Here is a 20147-nt window from a genome sequence, read left to right as displayed (position 1 = left end):
TCGTTGTTATTTTTTTAATAAAACCGCAGCTACCAAAGACTTTGGCGGCGATAAGAAATATTTGCATCATTATTGCATAAGAAAATGATCACAAAAATATCTGACTATGCGACTTTTCAAATCTCTTTTTCCGGTGCTGCTACTTTTTGTTGCAGCTATTTTTTTTATTGCTAATACACCCGCCATGCAAAAAGACTACGACAAATTATGGCAGCGCGTCGATTCGCTTAGCGCATTGAGCCAGCCGCGCTCGGCGCTGGAGGTGGTCGAAGAAATCCATCGCCTGGCTGCCGCCGAAAACAATGCACCGCAGTTACTCAAAGCGGGCATCTTCCGCATTAAGTTGGTAGCAGATTTTGAAGAAGATTATTTTCCAAAAGCAATCCTTCAGACAGAAGAGGCAATTCGTCAGTCGGAGCCACCAGCCACGCAGGTGCTGCATTCAATTGCCGGCGAGTTGTATCTCAAATATTTTCAGGCCAACCGCTACCAGATTCTACAACGCTCCGCCACCAGCGGCTATAACAATGAGGATATGCTTACTTGGGATGCGACTAAAATTCACCAGGAAGCTGCCGGTCATTTCCTGGAATCATTAGAAAACAAAAAGGAACTTCAAAAAACTGACATCACGGGTTTTGAGGCTATTCTGGAGCGTGAGAAACAATCGGAGGTTTTCCGGCCCACTTTGTTCGATTTCCTTGCATGGCGCGCCCTCGATTTTTTTAGTAATAACGAAACAGATGTAAAAGTTGCCGCTCAGCAGCTCATCCCTACCGAAGACAAATATTACGACCGGGCTGCTGATTTTATTAAAATCAAATTACCGGAGCAATATTCCCAATCTAATACCGCGCAGGTGTTGGAGCTTTATCAACAACTGCTGGCTTTTCATTTGGATGATAAAAATCCTGCCGCGCTCATCGATGCCGATGTGAAGCGACTGGAATTTGTTCATTCTGTGTCGGCGGCTCCCGCTACCGACAGCCTTTACACCGCGGCTTTGCAAGCATTACAAAAGAAATTCAGCACTTCCCCCGAATCCACTACGGTGGCTTTTGCGTTGGCGCAATTTTATTATCAGCAAACCGGCGAATATTTCCCTTTAAAAGCACAAATTCCGTCTACGAACAATCGGAAGGCTGCCGAAATTTGCCGCGAAGCAATCCGGACTTATCCTGAATCGACCGGCGCCCATAATTGCTCGTTGCTGCTTAAACAAATCACCGAAACAGAGCTGAAGCTGCAAACAGAAGCTGCCGTATTGCCCGGCAAACCTTCGCTGGCACTGCTCGGTTACAAAAATGTTGCATCGGTGCAGATGAAGGTGATAAAAATGGAGTATGAAGAATACGACAAGCTGCGCAACAACGACTTTGCCGAGAAACTGGCTGGTCGCAAAGCGATGATGGAGTGGGAAGTAACTACGCCCGGATGGCAGGATTATGAAAATCATCAAACCGAAATAAAAATTCCGGCATTGCCTGGGGGTTTTTATTTGGTAATAGCTGAGACCCCCAAAACGGACAGTGCTGCTCCCAAAGCGGTTTATAGCGGCATTTGGATTACCGAAATAAGTTTTGTTTCGCGCCGTCTCAACGCCGGCGGATACGATATTTTTGTGCTCAACCGCGAGAGCGGAAAGCCGATGCAGGGCGTTACTGTAAATGCATATACACGCGTTTTTGATCAGCGCAGCCGCAGCTATGATCTTAAGCTCGCCAAGTCGCTGCAATCTGATCGCGATGGTTTTCTGGAGCTAAAATCCGACGGCGGGGTGCGCGGAGCCGTCACGCTATCGCTGGTGCAGGGTGACGATCGCTTTGTTTCGTCCGGCAGTTTTTATCTTACCGATTCACGCGATCGTGTAGAAAAACCACAGACGCGCACATTCTTTTTTACCGACCGCAGCATTTACCGCCCGGGACAGACTGTCTATTTTAAAACCATCGTCCTCGAAAAAGTTGGTGACAAATACGATATCCTTCCACAAACGCCACTGAAGGTGGAGTTTATGGATGTCAACAGCCAGCAGATTGCGCAGACGCAACTCACCACCAATGCTTTTGGGTCGGCCAGCGGCAGCTTTACCATTCCCACCGGCGTGCTCAACGGACAGATGCGTCTGAAAACTGAAAACGGCAATCATTACATAAATGTAGAAGAATACAAGCGCCCCAACTTCGAGGTGGCGTTTCTGCCCGTGGAAGGCTCCTACAAACTTAACCAGCCCGTTACCATTTCAGGAAAAGCGCAGGCTTACGCCGGAAATACCATCGATGGTGCCACGGTGAAATACCGCGTAACGCGAAATGTTTTCATGCCGTGGCGTGGTTACGGGAGCTATGGCCGCTTCATTTGGCCACGACAGCAACCAGTCGAAATCGCCGCCGGTGAAGTAACCACACAATCCGATGGAACTTTCGAAATTACTTTTACAGCACTGCCAGGCAAACAGCAGGATATTTCTTATCAGTATCAAATTGAGGCCGACGTAACGGATATTACCGGCGAAACACACTCCGCTTCGCAATGGGTAAATGTTGGCAAGGAGGCGTTGCTTATCGAGACCAATATTCCCGAAAACGTTAATCAGCGTAAGCCCGATGATTTTAAAGTTTTGGTAAAAAATCTTAATGGCCAGCCACAGGCAGCCGATGTAAAGGTGACGATTTATAATCTGAAACAGCCCGCCGGACTGGCGCATCAACGTCAGTGGGATACGCCCGACCAAAACACGATTCCCGAACAGGATTTTCGCAAGGATTTCCCGTCGGCCAATTATAAGGATGAGGATTTTATGACGTGGGATCGCATTGGCGTGGTTTACGAAACAACATTTAATACAGCAAAAGATTCGTTGATAAATCTTCCGGGCATCGAAAAATGGAGTCAAGGGAAATATTTGGTGATAATTGATGCAACCGATGTTTCCGGCGAAAAAGCTAAACGTGACGATTACTTCACCCTGTTTGATCCGATGGCCAAAAAGCAGCCCCTCAATACCTACGAATGGTTTGAAGTTTTAAACAAAAAAGGAGAACCCGGCGAGAAGGCCATTTTTCTGCTTGGCTCGTCGGCCAAAGATGTACAGGTGCTTACCGAAGTGCAGTTTCAGGGCAAAACCATCGAGCGCAAATGGATGAAGATTAGTAACAACCAACAGTTGATAGAAATTCCGATCAAATCAGCATACCGCGGGAATTTTACCTTTCAATACATTTATGTCATCGACAATCATCTCTACCGCAACTCGGTGGTGATAGAAGTTCCCTACACCAACAAGCAGCTCGACTTTGCTTTCGAAACCATGCGCAGCACGCTGGTGCCCGGCAGCAAAGAGAAATGGACGGTGACCATCCGCAACAAAAATGGCGACAAAATGGCTGCCGAAATGCTTGCTTCGATCTACGATGCTTCGTTGGATGCTTTTGTTCCGCACCAGTGGAATTTTGATCTTTACAATCCCAACAACCGCATGGAAGCATGGGGAGCTGCAAATGGTTTTGGCATTGCGCAAGCCAACCAGTTATACACAGGCCAGGGCGGATCGGTGGCCTATTATTTCCAAAATTATGACCGGCTCAATTGGTTTGGTTTTGACAGTTATTATCGGGGGGGTGACATAATGTTCTCTAAGGATCGAACGATGGCCAATGGGCAGGTAAAAAACGAAATGATTGATGCAGAGGAAAGCCCCGCCGAAGAGATGGAGGAGACGATTCCTGTGCCTCCCGCGTCTCAGTCGCCATCGATGGATTTGCAGGACGTGCAGTTGCGGCGCGATTTTAACGAAACAGCTTTCTTTTATCCACAGCTCAAAACCAACGAACAGGGCGATGTGGTGATTGAGTTTACGCTGCCCGAATCGTTCACACGCTGGAAGTTTCAGGCGCTGGCACATACCAAAGATTTGATGACGGGAATGTTGCAGCAGGAGTTTACTGCTGCCAAAAAGATGATGCTGGTCGCCAATGCACCGCGCTTTTTCCGCCAAGGCGACACTTTGTATTTTGCTGCCAAAGTAACCAACCTCTCCGACGAGAAACTTGCTGGCGTCGTATCGCTGGAATTTATAGATGCCCTTACGGAAAAACCGGTGACGTCGCGATTGCTTCTGGATGCTTCTGTCCAGAATTTCTCAGTAGCCGCTTCCGAAAGCCGGCCGCTGCAATGGAAGATGGCCGTACCGAAAGGATTGAGCATGGTAACCTATCGCATCAAAGCTGTTGCCGGCAACTACACCGATGGCGAAGAGCGCCTGGTACCGGTGGTTACCAACCGCAAGTTGGTTACGGAGGCGATGCCCATGCCCGTGGGCGGCAAGCAGACGCGTAGGTTTTCGTTTGATCATTTGGCGAAAGCCGACAAAAGCACCACGCTTGAAAACTATCAGCTTACGCTGGAATTCAGTTCCAACCCGGCCTGGTATGCCGTGCAGGCGCTGCCCGTTATCAGCGAGCCGGCCTACGACAACGCCGTCGCCTGGTTCTCGGCATGGTTTGCCAACAGCATCGCATTTGATATTTCTAACAAAAATCCGGAGATAAAACGGGTGTTTGACGAATGGAAAAACAGCTCGCCGGAGGCTTTCCTGTCGGCGCTCGAAAAGAATCAGCACCTCAAAGAGGTGGTGCTGCAGCAAACGCCGTGGGTGCTGCAGGCGCGCAACGAGAAAGAACGCAAACAGCGCATCGCCCTGCTTTTTGATATTAATAATATGCAATACCGCCTGCAACATTCCATCCGCAAGATGCAGGAGTTTCAGAAACCCGAAGGCGGCTTTGGCTGGATGAACAGCATGCGCCCCAGCCGCTACATCACGCAGATGATTGTGCAGGGAGCCGGCAAACTCGACCAACTCGGGATAAAAGATGCCATCGCCGACAACAACCTGCGCGGCATGATGAATAAGGCCGTCCGTTATCTCGATGGCGAAATGCAGGATGATTTTATTAAACTAAAAAAACAGGAAAAGGCAGATTTGACAACAAATCATCTTTCGCCGGTGATCATCCAATACCTTTATGCACGGAGTTTCTTCAACCACATCATGATAAATCCGTCGCAGGAAGGAGCCAGAAATTTTTATCTGGAACAAGCTGCCAAATATTGGCCGGAGCAAAATAATTATTTGCAGGGCATGTTGGCGGTAGCACTGCAACGCTCAGGCAAAGAGCAGGTGGCGCAGCTTATCATCAAGTCGCTGCGCGAGCGGGCGCTGCACAGCGAAGAGCTGGGCATGTACTGGCGCACGGAGCCGGGATATTATTGGTATCAGGCGCCGGTGGAGACGCAGGCGATGATGATAGAGGCTTTTGATGAAGTTGCCCGTGACAGCGCCGCTGTGGAGCAGATGAAAATATGGCTGCTGCGCCAAAAACAGGTGCAGGCGTGGGAGTCGTCGCGCGCAACTACCGAGGCTATTTATGCGCTGCTTGGACGCGGCACCAACCTGCTGCAAAATAGTGCGCTTGTAAATATTGAAGTTGGCGGCAAAGAACTCTCTGCACAGCAAATGGGCAAAGTGGAAGCCGGCACCGGATATTTTGCAACCGTCTGGAATGCGGAGGAGATTACGCCCGCACAGGCGCAGGTTACCGTTGCCAAACCCGACGAAGGGATAGCCTGGGGAGCGATGTATTGGCAATATTTTGAAGACCTCGATAAAATTACCGCCGCCGCCACGCCGCTGCAAGTGGAGAAAAAACTCTTTGTGGAGCGCGACTCCCCCACAACCGGACGCGTGATTGTTCCGGTAACGGATGGCGAAAAGCTGATGGTGGGCGACAAACTAATGGTGAGAATCATCATGCGCACCGACCGCGACCTGGAGTATGTGCATCTGCGCGACATGCGGGCATCGGCTTTCGAACCCATCAATGTGTTGTCGCATTACAAATACAGCAGCGGCCTGGGCTATTACGAAACCACCACCGATGTAGTCGTTGATTTCTTCTTTGACGCGCTGCCCAAAGGAACTTACGTTTTTGAATATCCGCTGATAGCAACCCTACGCGGCGATTTCAGCAATGGCATCACCACCCTGCAATGTATGTATGCCCCGGAGTTTTCGGCACATTCGGAAGGAATAAGGGTGAAGGTGGAAGAGCGGTAGAAGCGGAGCGCGAGGCGCGGGGCGCATGGCGCAGGGCGCAGAGAGCAAGGCGCAAAGAGCAATGCGCGAGAAGCTAATATTAAGCAGTTAAATTATGATGTGATGTTCGGACGAGGCTTTGGTGGCTGTGGTGGCTTCGACACGGTGGCTGAGCTTGTCGAAGCCAGCTCAGCCACCGTGTCGAAGCCAGCTTGTCGAAGCCCTCTTCCGGGTTATTTTTACAGGCTGTTGGCTGTTTTTTTGATCGATTATGATTCCGGCTATTGAAATGCCCTTGCTGAATCAGGGCTTGTTATTCTTGCTTTCGTGAGGGATTTAAAAGTTTGCTGCAACGGTTCGAGGCTATGAAATGTAGCGGCTTGTGTGTTTCGTTTCTGTAAACCAACACAAATGAACGTGCGAGTGATAAAACCACAAAGTATGTGTCTCACCCGCCATTTTTATCGCCTTAATTAGTGTTTGTTGTTTTCTTTTAATATCATATTTGTAATAAATTCAGCTTGATATTCTAATTCTGGAAACATTTTATTTCTACTTATTCCTATAGAACCTAATTCACCTAAAACTAATTCTTTAAATGATGCTGGAATCCTAAATATTTTTGAGTTTTTCCAAAACTTTTCTAAATCATTATTGAATTTAATTGGGTCAAAGTCGTAGTATAATTTATTTAGATTTCCGGGATTTGTACTTTTTGTAATTTTTTTGATTTTCATTCCAAATAGTAAAAAAGCACCATCTTGATTGTATATTCTAGGATTATTTAAAGTTGGTAAAACTGCATAATACCTAACTTTACACAAAGTATGAAGTACATCATCAGTTGTTTTATATTTTAGAGTGTGCGAGGAAAATATTTTTTTATCATTCAAAACATCTTTAGTAAACTCCGCAATGTCCAATGATATTCCTGAGTATTCGAAAGCATATTTCATTAATAGTGAAATAAAACTAGTATTCTGATTTAATACCGGAAGTTGGGGGAAAAAATAAACAGAGCCATCTTGTTTTTTTTGATTTGTGTCATAACATGCAAAGAATAAAGCTACAAGTGGATTTCGAGTTGTGTCCAATAGTCTTGTTGGTAGACCATAATGCTGCATTTTTACGAGCTTGTCAAAATAAGTCAAGTTTTCAAAATGATTTGGAGCAATTCTTAAAAATTCGGCAATTAATACGCTTTCTTTATTTAATAAGTTTTCTCTGTATAGTTTAGGTTCCAATTCCCATTCGAAATTTGATTGCCCCCTATAAAAATTAATACTGCTTACAGAAGGTGAATTTGAGTCTATTGCAATTTTATTTAGTTCAAAAATATTTTGAATAAATTCAGATACGCTTTTTACAAGAATGACATTTGACATATTATCTAAATTCGTTATTTTCAATAAACACTAACGTCTGTGCAAATGTAACATTTCGTTTATTTCTTCAATACTCTTTTCAAAAGCACATTTACGCAGCCAATGTGGATTGATTCCTTATTGCGATTTAGCAAGGGGCAGGGCGCGGGGGATTGATACATGGCGCAAAGTTAATCAGCGTTGCCATCCCTTACGATAATGGTTGCCGGACGCTAACTACCGACTGAGAATCGCCGACTGTTCCCAGCCAATCACGGCGGCTTTTCGGGTAGTTCCCCACATGTAGCCGCCAAATGCGCCGGATGATTGGATGACCCGATGACAAGGAATTAAGTAGGCGATGGGATTGGTTCCGATAGCAGTTCCGACGGCTCGTGCAGCTTTTGGCTTTTGGATGGTTTCTGCTATACTTCCGTAGGTTGTTAAGCTTCCCATTGGAATTTTTAAAAGTGCTTCCCACACTATTAGCTGAAATTCTGTTCCTTTCAGGTGGAGTTTTATTTTATTAATCCCGCTCCAATCATGGGTAAAAATCTGCAAAGCATTTTGCTGAATGTCGTCTATTTGTTGGGTGAAGGTGGCTTTTGAGAAACGTTTTTTCAAATCTGCAAAAGCAATCTGGTCATCGTCCGAAAACGCCAGATAACAGATGCCTTTGTGGGTGGAAGCCACCAGGATTCTACCAAATAAGGTTTCGTGATAACTGTAATTTATGGAAAGATGTTCTCCTTTATTTTCATAATCTTCGGGAGTCATCCGCTCGATTTCTACAAATGAGTCGTGCGATTTTGCAGTTCCTGAAAGTCCTGTTTTGGGTGGGGTTTCAAATAATGTGGGTTGTGCTAGGTTCAGAATTTGTTTTGCACGATGAACGCTTATATATTCCATGAACCTTTCGGCGCTGACGCCTGCCCAATCGATAAAAAGCTTTTGAAAATCAGAAAGGCTCAAATGTACTTTTTTCGCAACTGCTTCAAGCGATGGTTGCTCACGGAAGTTTTGCTGAAGGTATTCGATAACTTCTGCTATCCAGCTATAATCGCTGTATTCTTTTTCGTTCATTAAAACCAATATTTATAAATGCTTTCTTCGCAAGTTAAAGTTGCTTCTTTGCCTTATTCTGATATTTAAAAAACACGGTCATTGCCACGCCTGCCAAAACCATTAAGCCACCAATAATATGATAAGTGAAAAGTTTTTCACCAAGAATGAGGATGCCTCCGGCGATAGAAACCAGCGGGCTGAGGTTGTTGAACACCGCTATCTGTGAAGCGGGAACCTGCGTCAAAGCGAAATTGGTGAGAACGGCCGTGAGCATGGAGGAGAGCACGCCCAGATACAATACCGCCCAAACGAATTCGGTGTGAACCAATGGGTCAAAAAACTGGCTCAACGTGTGGCTTTGGACATGACTTGCAATGCTAAAGCCGTTGAATACAACGAACGCGAGCATTGTCATCCACACGGTAATCTCCATGGCAGAAAAACGAGCACTAATCACTTTCCCTAAAACGTAATATACCACCAGCACTAATACAGACAACATGAGCAGCAACAAGCCTTTGAGGGTAGTGCTGCCGGAAATCTCTCCGGTGAAATAGATGATGTACAGAATTCCGGCAATCGACAATACGATCCCGATTTTTTGTATTAATGTGGTTTTCTCTTTAAGAAAAAAACTGGCTGCAATGAGTGTGATAATCGGCGTTGTGGCAAAAATAATTCCTGCTTCTGATGCAGTGCTGTGCTGTAATCCGAAAGTCTGTAACGCAAAAAACAGCAGTGGATAGAACAACGAAAGTAACAATAACCACCTGGCCTTTTTGAAACTAAAACGGGGTAGCTTGACGAAACCAAAAATCCACAAGAGTGCGATGGAGAGGACTGCGGCCGTAAAACGATGTGCCAGCAAGTCCATGGCGCCGGAATATCGCAACGCTATTTTTACAAAAATGAATGATAACCCAACGATCATGGTTATCAATATCAATCCGATGTAAGCCAGGTTTTGATTTTTATGTGTTGACATCTATTTTTGTTTAAAAATGCAAATTTTGAGTTTATTAATTATTTCCATAAATAGATTCTTCGCTCCACTGCGTTTTGCTCAGAATGACAGGTTGTTAGGATTCTTGGGAGGGTTTAGCTGGCGGCTTCGCCGCCAGCTAAACCCTCCCCCCCAATTCATCGCCAACCAGTGTCTTTCTGAGCGCAGCGAAGAATCTATTGTTTTTGACCGGGTATCAATAGTTTCCTACCCAACATATTCTCCAACAACTGAAGCTGCTCCTGCAGTAGCCGTTTGTTTTCCAGGTTTGATTCGTTCTTCACAGCAGCTTTCAAATCGTTTATTGCATCGGTTCTTTCCAGATATACCGTAAGTTTGGCTGCTAATAACCGTACATCAAAATCATTGTCCCGCATCATGGGCGGTATCCATTTTTTGGCCGACCAGGAACTCATATCAACGATATCCTGCATCGCTTTCAGCTTTTCTTCTTTGGATTTAATCAGGTTGTTGTAGGCCGTCCGCTGGTGTTTGCTTAACTCTTCCGTAAATAGAATTTCCTTTGTATATATCTCCGGACGCACAACGTTTTCATTGTACGAAACAAGCTCCTTTCCGGCCACAACTCTTACCAGGCGCGGCACTATCCAGCGCATACCCGGCGTATTTTCCGGATGCCCGACAACCGAAGCTGTCTTTCCCTTTTCAACATCAGTGATAATTATAAACGGACGGTTGTTGGTCATGTTTGCCGGCGCGCCTTCCACAGTGTGCACATCGCTCAGCATGGTGGCCAACGATTCGTATTTATATTGGGAATCTTTAGCAGGAATCAGCACAGGGCCTTCGTAATACTGCGAGAAATAAATTTCCTGATTCGTAAGCTCAGGGAAAATCTTTTTGCCGGCCTCTGTAACCGAAAATTTCACCAAACCATGTCCGCGGTTGTCGTGCTCTATGTCGATTGCTTCGCCGCCACTCAGCGCCAATGAAGGATAATCAGGCGTCTCCGTTAGAATATATGCACCGGCACAAATCCCGACCACACCTTTGCCTTGTGTTTTTACCAGCTCAATAACTTTTTGCTGACCCAATTCTCCCAGGCTGCCGGTTTCGCTTCTGCCGCTGCCACCCGGGAACAGGAATACGTCGATATCATCCGCATCTCCCAGCATAATTTCGGCTGCCGAAACGACGCGGGGTTCGATCTCTTTGTCAATTTTTAATGCTTCCAGGGCATCCGTTATACAATCCGGGCTGTCGCCATTTTTGTCGAAGACGCCTACTTTTATAAACGTGGATGTGTTCGTGTTTTCTACTTTGTTTTTGGTTTCGTTTTGACACGCTGTAATAGCAAATGTGAAAATCAGTAATAGCAATGATAAGTTTTTCATAGTATAAATATTAGTTTCTGTAGTCGATTCCAAATTCATCAAAATACGTTTTACCAACGAAATCGTCAAGCCACGCATAGAAAGCTGCAATGTCTTTTTGGCCGGCGTCTCCGTTTCTCCATTTATTAAGCTGTTCTTCGGTTTTAATAAAAATAGCTTTTTCAGCTATTTCTATCTTCTGAACAATCCCTGTTTTTTCGGCATTGATGAGTTTCGACATCTGCAGGTATTTGTACCCCGACGATCGTTTGATCGGATAACACTGCTTTTTGAGCTGCAGCGCCATTTCATTTAGCGGGGCATTGCCCGATGTGTCTGCAACCAACATGTAGGGTAAGCTTTTCCCGCCACCGACCCACACAGGCAGCGCGATGCAGGTATTCGGGAAACCAACCGTTGTCCAAATTGTAGTCAAATCGGCGGGTTCACCAAGTTTTACACCCTGGATTAATATTGCTGAAGAGGATCCGTGGCGCGTTATTAAATCGTCGGAATTAATAAAATGTTTCCCCTCCGGAATGTTTTTAAACTCCTCCTCGAAATCTTTATTCAGCACAGCATGCTTGAAACATCTCGAAAAATCCTGAATGACTGTCTGATAATTCAATTGCCCCATCGACTCGGCTTGATAGAAAATATCCTGAGCGGTCTGAAACCGGATAAATCCATAACCCACATCTTTTTTGCCGGTAAACGAGAAATTTGTGCGGAGGATATAGCCATTCGGCGCTTCAGCACCGTTGTTGGCATCGAATTTTGTAAAGGTGTAATTGTTGACTTCATAAAAAGCCGCCCCGCCTTTTGCATCGATCACGCCAAAATGGGCTGCCAGTCCCATGGGTTTCGGGCGGTTGGTGAGGAGTTGCTCGAAGTCGGCAAGTGTGGCACACGCCTGAAGTGCCTGCTTCATAAAGTAGCCTTCCAAATCTTTTTCCGAGGTCGTGTCGGCGAGATTCACATTAAACGAAGCGCTGTTCATGATCGAAAAGCCTGTCGCATTGGCTCCGCCCCACACTTGCTCTCCTTCCACATCTTCCGAATTTACAAGTCCGATGTAGGCGTATTTGCCATCATCAAAGTACATCATCTTGTTTTTGAAATAGTCGGAATCTCTCAACTTCCAGATCATCGGACGGCCGTCTGCCGTGTATTTCCCGGAAATTACAGCCGTGGTGCAAGCCATCCCTGCGCTTCCCAGGAGTAAGGAAATTGCAATTATTAAGAATTTTTTCATTCCACAAACCTACTTAAAATTTCAACTTTGGGGGAGGGGGAATATTATTACTATGCCGTTAGGCAATGGTAAATTGCATGAGTAGTGGCAGGCTGCGTGGCACTTTCCTGTCAAACCGTGATGAAGTTTGAGCGGTCTACAAACATCGATGTTTTGCTCTTTTTTTGCCATTACTTGAACAAAATGTTAACTGTTGTTATTGATAATTAAATTTTCCCGACTTATTTTCAATCCTCTTTCTTTATGGTAGCGAATTGTAATAATTATTGTCAGTGCTATTGTTACTGCTCTAAATAGATTTGTGTAGAGTCCTCCCAGAGCATTTTCACTCATTTCAAATAAAAGCCAGGACAAATTCATAAATGTGTGAAGAAATATTGGAACCCATAAATTCGCATTCCATTCAATATACAACCATGCGAACCAAATTGCCCCAATGGATGTTACGGCAAACACTCCTAATGTTTCCATAGGTGTTGAGCCTTGATAAATGTGACCTAAGCCAAAAATCAAGGCACCTAATATTGATGCGGGAATAAAGCCCCACTTTAATTTTCGGAATAATATTCCGAACAAAAAACCTCTAAATAAATATTCCTCAAAAAAACCTGCACAAAATGTATTCTGAAATAAAATTCCAAAATCATGATTCTCATCAATTTTGCCAATTATTGCAGAGCTGATGAGCATGGGTAGCACTGTTATAAGAGCAAATAAAAAACCGATTAGCAATCCTTTGTTTAACCCTAAGTTTTTTAGTAAATCCTTAAATCCGTATAATATTCCAAGAACCAATAAAGTAGGGAAAAACCACCAAAAATAGAAGTACGACACTCTAAAAAAGTGTGTCAAAAAAGGTATTGCCACATAAGAATGCAACACATCCCTTCCAAAATGTGCGATTATGAAAGCCAACACAATTAATACTGAATTTATTATTAGTTTTCTCATGATCTTTATTGTAAGCAGTGTTTTTTACTTATTCATACTTATTAATTGATTTGTTACATTTCCAATATTATGAGAAACAAGTGCAAGTAAAATACTCCCACTTTTAATTGTTACAAATCCCCAGATCATTCCGTGAATTAATGTGGTGAAAAACGGATGACTATTAAATGTTAGTTCATAAGATTCGTTGAGAAAAAGTCCGTGTGCCATTCCAAATAATAATGAAGTTATAATAATTGCAGGATGAAAAAGAGTTTTAGAAGTTGGTTTGAGTATTTTAGTTAATAATCCAAGCATAATTCCCCGAAAAGCTATTTCTTCATCGATTCCAGGCATTGTTAATTGAAAGAGAAATGTTTCTGCATTCCATTCTTTAGGAGATTTATAGATTAAACCCAAAACTGTTTGTATTATTAAAAGTACTGAGATTATTATAACCCCTTCTTTTAAGAATTCTTTATTTTGATTGAAAGTTAAATGATAATCTTTTAATTCAAATTTTCTGTAGAGTAATAAAAATATTATAGAACCTAAAATTGCAAATATTTTGCCATTCCAATTCCAATTTCCGCCAATTATCCTTAATTCCTCAAATTTCAATGGAAGAAATAGAAGTGTACTATTTAAAAGGAAGAAAATTGAGAAAGCAAGCAAAATTTTCAAACTTTCCTTTTTTTTGCTTTTCAGAGTTAGTAAAATAATTGGTAATACAATTATCAAATGAATAGTAGGTTCTAAAATTGCGTTTATCATATTGCTTACATTTATCCCTTTCAGGGCTGGCATCCCTTACGCCGTCGTCTCACTTTTTCTCAAATTCAAAAGCAAACTCCTTTGAATAGGTGTGTTCTTTGGCCATGATCTCGGCCATTTTCTGTACGATTTCCGGATGGTCGGGAGCAACGTTGTTTTGTTCGGCAGCATCGTTGGCCAGATTGTACAATTCAATGGGAGCGTCGGGGTTGTTGCTCATGTTCAGTCGTATTGCTTTCCAATCGCCCATTCTAACCGCCTGCTTGCCGCCTTCTTCGTGGAATTCCCAGTATAAATTGTCGTGTGCCTTTTGCTCGTTGCCCAACAGTTCCGGCAGGTAGGAAATACCATCTATATTTTCCGGCGAGGTTATTTGGGCTAGTTCGCAAGCCGTGGGCAAAAAATCCCAAAAAGCAGAAATATGCTCAGAAGTGCTTCCCGGCTTGATTTTCTTGGGCCACCAAGCAATCATCGGCACCCGGATTCCGCCTTCGTACAAATCCCGTTTCATCCCTCTGAAATTTGCATTGCTGTCGAAAAAATCGGGATCGGCACCGCCTTCCGCATGGGGGCCGTTGTCGGAAGTGAAGATGAGGAGCGTGTTGTCGGCGATGCCCAACTCTTCCAGCTTCTGTCGGATTTCGCCCACCTGATCGTCGAGCAAACTAATCATTGCGGCAAACGCTGCATGCGGCGCTGCCTGGGAAGCATAACCTCCATTTTTGTACGATTCGCCATCATCTATACCTTTGTAGGGTGTTTCCGGGGTAAACTGTGCGCGAAATTTCTGCATAGTTTTTTCGGGCGCCACCAGTTCTGCATGCGGAATAATGGATGGGTAATAGAGGAAAAAGCTAATATCCTTATTCGTTTCAATAAAGGCAAGCGCCTGCTCGTGAATGATTGCCGGCGCATAAGTATTGGTTAGCTTCTGTTGGTTGCCCTCAAGCATCACTTTGGTTTGGTTGTGCCACAGGTGGTACGGAAAATAATTGTGCGCCAGCCGCTGGCAATTGTAGCCGTAAAATTCGTCAAAACCCTGGTTGTTTGGGTCGCCTTCCGAACCCGGATTTCCAAGACCCCATTTCCCAAAAGCGCTGGTTACATAGCCTTCATTTTTCAGAAGTTCCGCAACGGTGACTGCTGCCGACTCCAGCGGATATTGCCCTTCGGGATAGACTTCCCGGTTGCCACGGATAAAAGTGTGGCCGGAATGTGTGCCCGTCATCAGCGACGAACGCGATGGCGAACAAACGGGAGAGCCGGAGTAGTGCTGGGTAAAAAGGATTCCCTCCTGCGCCAGCTTGTCAATGTTGGGGGTTTTGAATTTTTGCTGTCCGGTGATGCTCAGGTCGCCATAGCCCAGATCGTCGGCCATGATGTAGATGATGTTGGGCTTTCGGGCAGCTTCAGTTTCATTCGTGCGCTTTTGCCCGGTGCAGGCGCTCAATAGCATCCCTACAAAAACCACAAGGATTATCCTGCCTGTACATGTATTAATTAGTTTTTTCATAAAAAGGATTTTTTATAATTCCATACATTTTAATAGAAACAAACCATGACGGGCTTTGTCTGCTGTTGTAATTAAAAGTCGCAGGGGGCGTGGCGCAAGGAAATCGTTAAAGCTTTCTGGAAAAGCAATTAGGGTTATCATCCGTTCCACCCTCCAATTTATCCCAGCAATTCGTTCAATCCCTCTTTGTCAAATAAAATCCTGCCCACTTTAATGTCCGACCAGCCTTTTTTCAATTTGTATGTAAAAATCGGTTTCTCCCCGATCAGCTCGCAATCGATGTAATAATTTGAAATCCGACCACTGGAAACGCTTTTGAGATCCTGTATGTGGGTGGATATTAAAAACCAGGAGTTTTTGAATTTGCTCAGACCATTTATTGTTGTTTTACTAATCTCGAAGGCATCTTCTGCATTTGTACCGCTGAATAGTTCATCGAAAATGGCAAAGCATTGCTTCCCCTCCGCTGCCTTTTCAACTACGTTTTTAAGGTTTATAATCTCTGTCATAAAATGGCTGTACCCATTTAAGATATCGTCTCTTCGGTTGATTTGGATAGAAAAGTGGTTGCAAAAAGGAATCTCGCCAATAGAGGCGGGTATGCCGAAACCTAAATGACCAAGGTAGATACAAAGCCCCACTGCTTTGAGGAAAGTCGATTTGCCCGACATATTCGGGCCGTTCAAAACGATTACGTTGCTGTCGGTCTCAAAATCGTTTTTGACCGGTTCATTGATCAGCGGATGATAAAGTTGGAGAAGTTTAATGCCTTTTTCGGTAAAACCCGGGAAGGTAAATTTGTTTTTTAATATCCCGAAATTTATCGACAGATACGCCTCAAATAGAAACAGATCCTCCCAAAAGGTTTGAATCAGTCCCTCCTTTTTGAGTTGGTTAATTCTCTTCGTCAGCGCTATTATATGCTTATCCTTTAGCCCATGCTCCCTCACCATACTTTCGTATTTGTGCAGCTCGAAGTTTGAGAGAAATTCCAATATCCGCCTGATGCTCTGGCTGTATTCTTCCGGAAATTCTTCTAAGTCAAGCCTCGAAAAATACTTTGATTGCAGGCGGTGAAAGAAAAGTATTAATTGGTTGAACCTACTTTCGTAGCGCGCTTTTTTCTGATTAGAAGCAAACAGTCTGTATTTGAGCTTTTTTTGGGAGAGGTCTTCAATTTTATCGTCGTTCAGAAAGGAATGGACTTCGTTCAAATAGAGAACGGTGTAGGAATAATCCTTTAAAATTTTGTTGTTGCCGGTAAACCCTTTGAGGATATTTTGTCGCTCGCTAATCGCCGCTGTCGCGGGTAAAGGTGTTCCTAATATCTCCAGAATCTTACTCCTGGCGAACTTGTTCAGCGAATAGTCGAACAGCGGCAAAAGCTCCTTCTCGATATGTAAGTCGTCTAAATTATTCATTCTTTATTTTGCACTTGGCAAGGTTAAAGGCGCAACAAATTAATTTCTCCCAGTTATCGTCCATGACAATGTTAAAACGATTATCAGAATCTCTATTGTTTATTCAAAAATTTGTTGGCTCTATTTTCCGCATTTTGCCGAAGATTGAAATAATAAAATGGGTAATCGAAGCTGTGATAATTTCCCTTGGCAAAACCGGGAGAAAGCACATGCATCGAATCCTCATTTGCGGTGCTACAAATCAGCACACCTTGCGTTTTGTCAATCCTTGCATCAGCATATTGATCCACTCTCGAAAACTCCCTGGTTATGGGATCCGGCATGTATGACCCAAGTCCCTCGGCAGTTGTGGCAAGCGTTTCGGCAGTTGTCCAGCTGATAGGATTGATGACCAGACCCACATTATCACCCACTACCGTATTGCTGCCAGGAGCTAAATTGGGCGACTGAACGCAGTAGGAAATAATGACTCCGGTATCATCAGGTCCGGTAGCAAATTTTAGGTGTGGATTTTCAGCCATGTACTTGGCAGTTACAGGGTAGCCGATAATGTAAGCGGCAATCATACGTTTATAGATTTCAGGATTCTGTTTCATATACTCAGACAAGAAAACCATCAGCGACATCGATCCCTGAGAATGCCCGACCAAAATAAACGGACGCTCGTTGTTTAGGTTTTTGATAAAGTAATCAAAGGCTTCAGTTACATCTTTGGCCGGCGTATTTTTAACAGGCTCCCAACGGTCAGTCTCAGGCAAATCCAAAATATATTGTGCATCCATCTGACTATAGAAGGGGGCAAACACATTCCCTAGAGTTTCAAATGCAGTAGCCGTTCTGCCATAAACATCCCGGGCACCCGCACGCATCATAGGATAATCAATCGGGCAACTGATGGAGTCGTTTCCAGGCACCCTGTACCAGGCAGCAGGATAAACATAAAAGACATCTACTGCTTTTGTTGGTGATGGCATGTTCAGCCAATTTTCAGCGTTCGAATATTGAGAAGTTGCGACTTCACTCTCATTATTACAACCGGGATTTACAAAAACAAGCAGAGAAAATAAAATCCCTATCCCCAGTTTAACAATCATTTTTTCCTTTTTCATCATCAATAATTTTAATGTCATCCTTACTATTAAGGCTTTTCAGGTTCTTCCCCGTTGTTTTTTGATGGATTACCGGACTCCAGTTTTTTAATCATTTAACCGTTTAACAATGGGTTATCAACCCTTTATTTTGATTACCATGTCCATTGCTTGCTATTATGTTGGGAAACGGTTTGCAGCCATAAAAAGTTGGCGATTTCGAAGCTTCAAACTTTCAGTTAAGCACCAACTGGTTGAACCTGCTTGCGTAGCGAGCTTTTCCCTGTTTAGAAGCAAGGAGTCTGTATTTGAGTTTTTTTTGGGAGAGGTCTTCAATTTTATCGTCGTTCAGAAAGTAATGGACTTCGTTCAAATAGAGAACGGTGTAGGAATAATCCTTTAAATTTTTGTTGTTGCCGGTAAACCCTTTGAGGATATTTTGCCGGTCGGTAATGGCCGTGGTCGATGGCAAAGGTGTTTCTAATAGCTCCAGAATCTTACTCCTGGCGAACTTGTTCAGCGAATAGTCGAACAGCGGCAAAAGCTCCTTCTCGATGTGTAGGTCGTCTAAATTATTCATTCTTTATTTTGGCAGGAAGTTCATTTTAAGTGTGGGCTAAACGGTTGGCGGTATGAAATGTTGGGGATTGCGGGCTACTTTCCAGTTTAGTTACACTAAACTTGATGCGTGGTAGAAAGCTTGAATTACCACTGAAACCCTTATTGCATATAGCTTTTGTTACCGCCTGGTGTTCTGTCTGCCAGTATTGTAAACCATTGTCAATATTGAATTTTCGTATTATTGTCATTTTACTTTCTGTTTTTTCTGTCGGCTCGTATGTCAGCGTTTTTTATTTTATTAATGCCGGCATTTCTTTGAAATAATTTCTCTATATGCGTTGGCTTTGCATGCTCTTTGACAAATTTTTGGTTGTTGGAGCGATGGCTCGTGGGGCTTTGGCAATATGCTTGCAAATAGGTTGGCTGTTTCATAAATCCAATCATTATTAGCTTTAAAATACCCCATTCGATTTTACATTATTTACTACTGCCATGTTAAAAAAAACTGATATTATTATGTGTATTCACATAATAAACAATCCTTAAATAAAGAAAATTTTAAGAATTTGTTATGCAGACCTAAATTTATTTTTCCATTTCACAAGCTATTTTTAAATTTTTATTTCCGAAAACGTCTCTTTCTATGATTAAAGTATTTTTATATTCAATAAAATCTTGAATTCCGACACAGTACCCAGATACTTTATGCTTTTCATAAGGAATATTATAAACAAAGAAATCAACTTCCGAATATATTTTTCTACAATAGTCTTTTAAAATTTGAGATATCAAGATTTCCTCGCTGAAATTTTTCACTAAAATGTATTTTGATGCAATTTTTCTTAAAAGAAAAAAATACGATAGTGTTTTCATACCATTATTGGCAATATTTGAAGTCCTTTTAAAATATTCCAGCAAAATTTTGAAGTAGTTTTTTCGATACTCTTCGTCAATAATCATATTATCTTTATTATCACGAAATTCTATAATCAAATCAAATACAATCTGCTGATTTTGGCTGAAGAATTCTTTTATTATTATATCCATTCTAAATCTGATTTATAGTTTTTAATACGTTTGTTATTTTATAAATGTTCAACAATTATTGCGAATTGAATAAAATTTATTTTCTTTTTCGGTTTCTGCTTTGGCTCGTGGGGCTTTGGCAATGTGTGCAATGTGGGTCGGCAATTGTTTTAAAAAATGTGTGTTGGGCAAAAAGTAATAAACATCGGGTCGGCTTGAGTGTCGGGTTCTGTATTGTCAATATTCCTTTTTTCTGTCCTTTCATAATGGTTTACTTTTCAATACATCGTTGTTTTCTATTTTTTTTTACACTTGGCGGTAACGGTCAAGTATAAGAGCAGTAGCGGATTTCAAGGCGATTACCTGTCCGCCACTACAAAAGTTTATTAAATGCACATACCTTGATTTTACCACTTTACCCGCTATTGCTTTTATACAATGTTGTATGCCCGTGCTTTCTTTTCGTCCGTGCGTTGGGAAAGACACACTCTTTGACAAGCTTTGGCTGGTGCGGTTGGCTTGAGCGGCTTGGCAATGTGTGTGGCTTTGAAGCGTTGGCATATTTGGGCTATTTTTTATCCAAAAACTTTTATCGTTTCGTCTCCGCTGATGTTTCTGATTTTCAGCCTAAGCGTTTTTTTGTCTGCTGAAATTTTGCCATTCCAAAAGTCTTTGGTTTTCTGACCATTTACTGAAATGTAACCGAGTTTGTCAAT

Annotated in this window: 14 protein-coding genes; 2 read left to right on the top strand and 12 right to left on the bottom strand. The window is 43.1% G+C overall.

Annotation, left to right across the window (positions count from 1 at the left end; translation table 11 throughout):
* Positions 1 to 106: 106 nt before the first annotated feature.
* The gene (locus VFC92_11045; protein HZK08725.1) at positions 107 to 6118 is read left to right on the top strand and encodes an alpha-2-macroglobulin family protein; all 6012 of its coding nucleotides are present in this window, start codon (positions 107 to 109) and stop codon (positions 6116 to 6118) included.
* Between the two features lie 102 nt (positions 6119 to 6220).
* Positions 6221 to 6385: a hypothetical protein gene (locus VFC92_11040; protein HZK08724.1), complete on the top strand. Its 165-nt coding sequence runs from the start codon at positions 6221 to 6223 to the stop codon at positions 6383 to 6385.
* A gap of 185 nt (positions 6386 to 6570) precedes the next feature.
* On the opposite strand, the gene VFC92_11035 is transcribed toward VFC92_11040, so the two are convergent.
* From VFC92_11035 to VFC92_10980, 12 genes are all read right to left on the bottom strand, one after another.
* A complete protein-coding gene (locus VFC92_11035) occupies positions 6571 to 7482 on the bottom strand; it encodes an FRG domain-containing protein (GenBank protein HZK08723.1) in 912 nt (303 codons plus the stop codon).
* Between the two features lie 216 nt (positions 7483 to 7698).
* Complete coding sequence (locus VFC92_11030) at positions 7699 to 8544, bottom strand: bifunctional helix-turn-helix domain-containing protein/methylated-DNA--[protein]-cysteine S-methyltransferase (protein ID HZK08722.1); 846 nt, start codon at positions 8542 to 8544, stop codon at positions 7699 to 7701.
* A gap of 34 nt (positions 8545 to 8578) precedes the next feature.
* The gene (locus tag VFC92_11025; GenBank protein ID HZK08721.1) at positions 8579 to 9511 is read right to left on the bottom strand and encodes a DMT family transporter; all 933 of its coding nucleotides are present in this window, start codon (positions 9509 to 9511) and stop codon (positions 8579 to 8581) included.
* 194 nt (positions 9512 to 9705) lie between these two features.
* Entirely contained in the window at positions 9706 to 10884 is a 1179-nt protein-coding gene (locus tag VFC92_11020) for a biofilm PGA synthesis protein PgaB (GenBank protein ID HZK08720.1), read from the bottom strand.
* A 10-nt stretch (positions 10885 to 10894) separates the two neighbouring features.
* The gene (locus tag VFC92_11015) at positions 10895 to 12118 is read right to left on the bottom strand and encodes a hypothetical protein (GenBank protein ID HZK08719.1); all 1224 of its coding nucleotides are present in this window, start codon (positions 12116 to 12118) and stop codon (positions 10895 to 10897) included.
* Between the two features lie 186 nt (positions 12119 to 12304).
* Positions 12305 to 13069 carry a type II CAAX endopeptidase family protein gene (locus tag VFC92_11010; protein HZK08718.1) on the bottom strand — a complete coding sequence of 255 codons (765 nt, stop codon included), beginning with the start codon at positions 13067 to 13069 and terminating at the stop codon, positions 12305 to 12307.
* 24 nt (positions 13070 to 13093) lie between these two features.
* Positions 13094 to 13822 carry a CPBP family intramembrane glutamic endopeptidase gene (locus VFC92_11005; protein HZK08717.1) on the bottom strand — a complete coding sequence of 243 codons (729 nt, stop codon included), beginning with the start codon at positions 13820 to 13822 and terminating at the stop codon, positions 13094 to 13096.
* A gap of 49 nt (positions 13823 to 13871) precedes the next feature.
* Entirely contained in the window at positions 13872 to 15335 is a 1464-nt protein-coding gene (locus VFC92_11000; protein ID HZK08716.1) for an arylsulfatase, read from the bottom strand.
* A 158-nt stretch (positions 15336 to 15493) separates the two neighbouring features.
* Positions 15494 to 16756, bottom strand: coding sequence for a hypothetical protein (locus tag VFC92_10995; GenBank protein HZK08715.1), 1263 nt, complete (start codon positions 16754 to 16756; stop codon positions 15494 to 15496).
* Positions 16757 to 16848: 92 nt separating this feature from the next.
* Positions 16849 to 17868, bottom strand: a complete 1020-nt coding sequence (locus VFC92_10990; protein HZK08714.1) for a DUF3089 domain-containing protein — start codon at positions 17866 to 17868, stop codon at positions 16849 to 16851.
* A gap of 211 nt (positions 17869 to 18079) precedes the next feature.
* On the bottom strand, positions 18080 to 18424 hold the full coding sequence (locus VFC92_10985) for a hypothetical protein (protein HZK08713.1): 345 nt from the start codon (positions 18422 to 18424) through the stop codon (positions 18080 to 18082).
* Between the two features lie 566 nt (positions 18425 to 18990).
* Positions 18991 to 19452, bottom strand: coding sequence for a hypothetical protein (locus tag VFC92_10980; GenBank protein HZK08712.1), 462 nt, complete (start codon positions 19450 to 19452; stop codon positions 18991 to 18993).
* Positions 19453 to 20147: the final 695 nt, after the last annotated feature.

This window comes from Bacteroidales bacterium, from assembly GCA_035647615.1.
Taxonomy (GTDB): Bacteria; Bacteroidota; Bacteroidia; order Bacteroidales; family 4484-276; genus SABY01.
The sequence above is the reverse complement of the archived record's forward strand: the minus strand, read 5'-3'. Positions and strand labels throughout refer to the sequence as shown.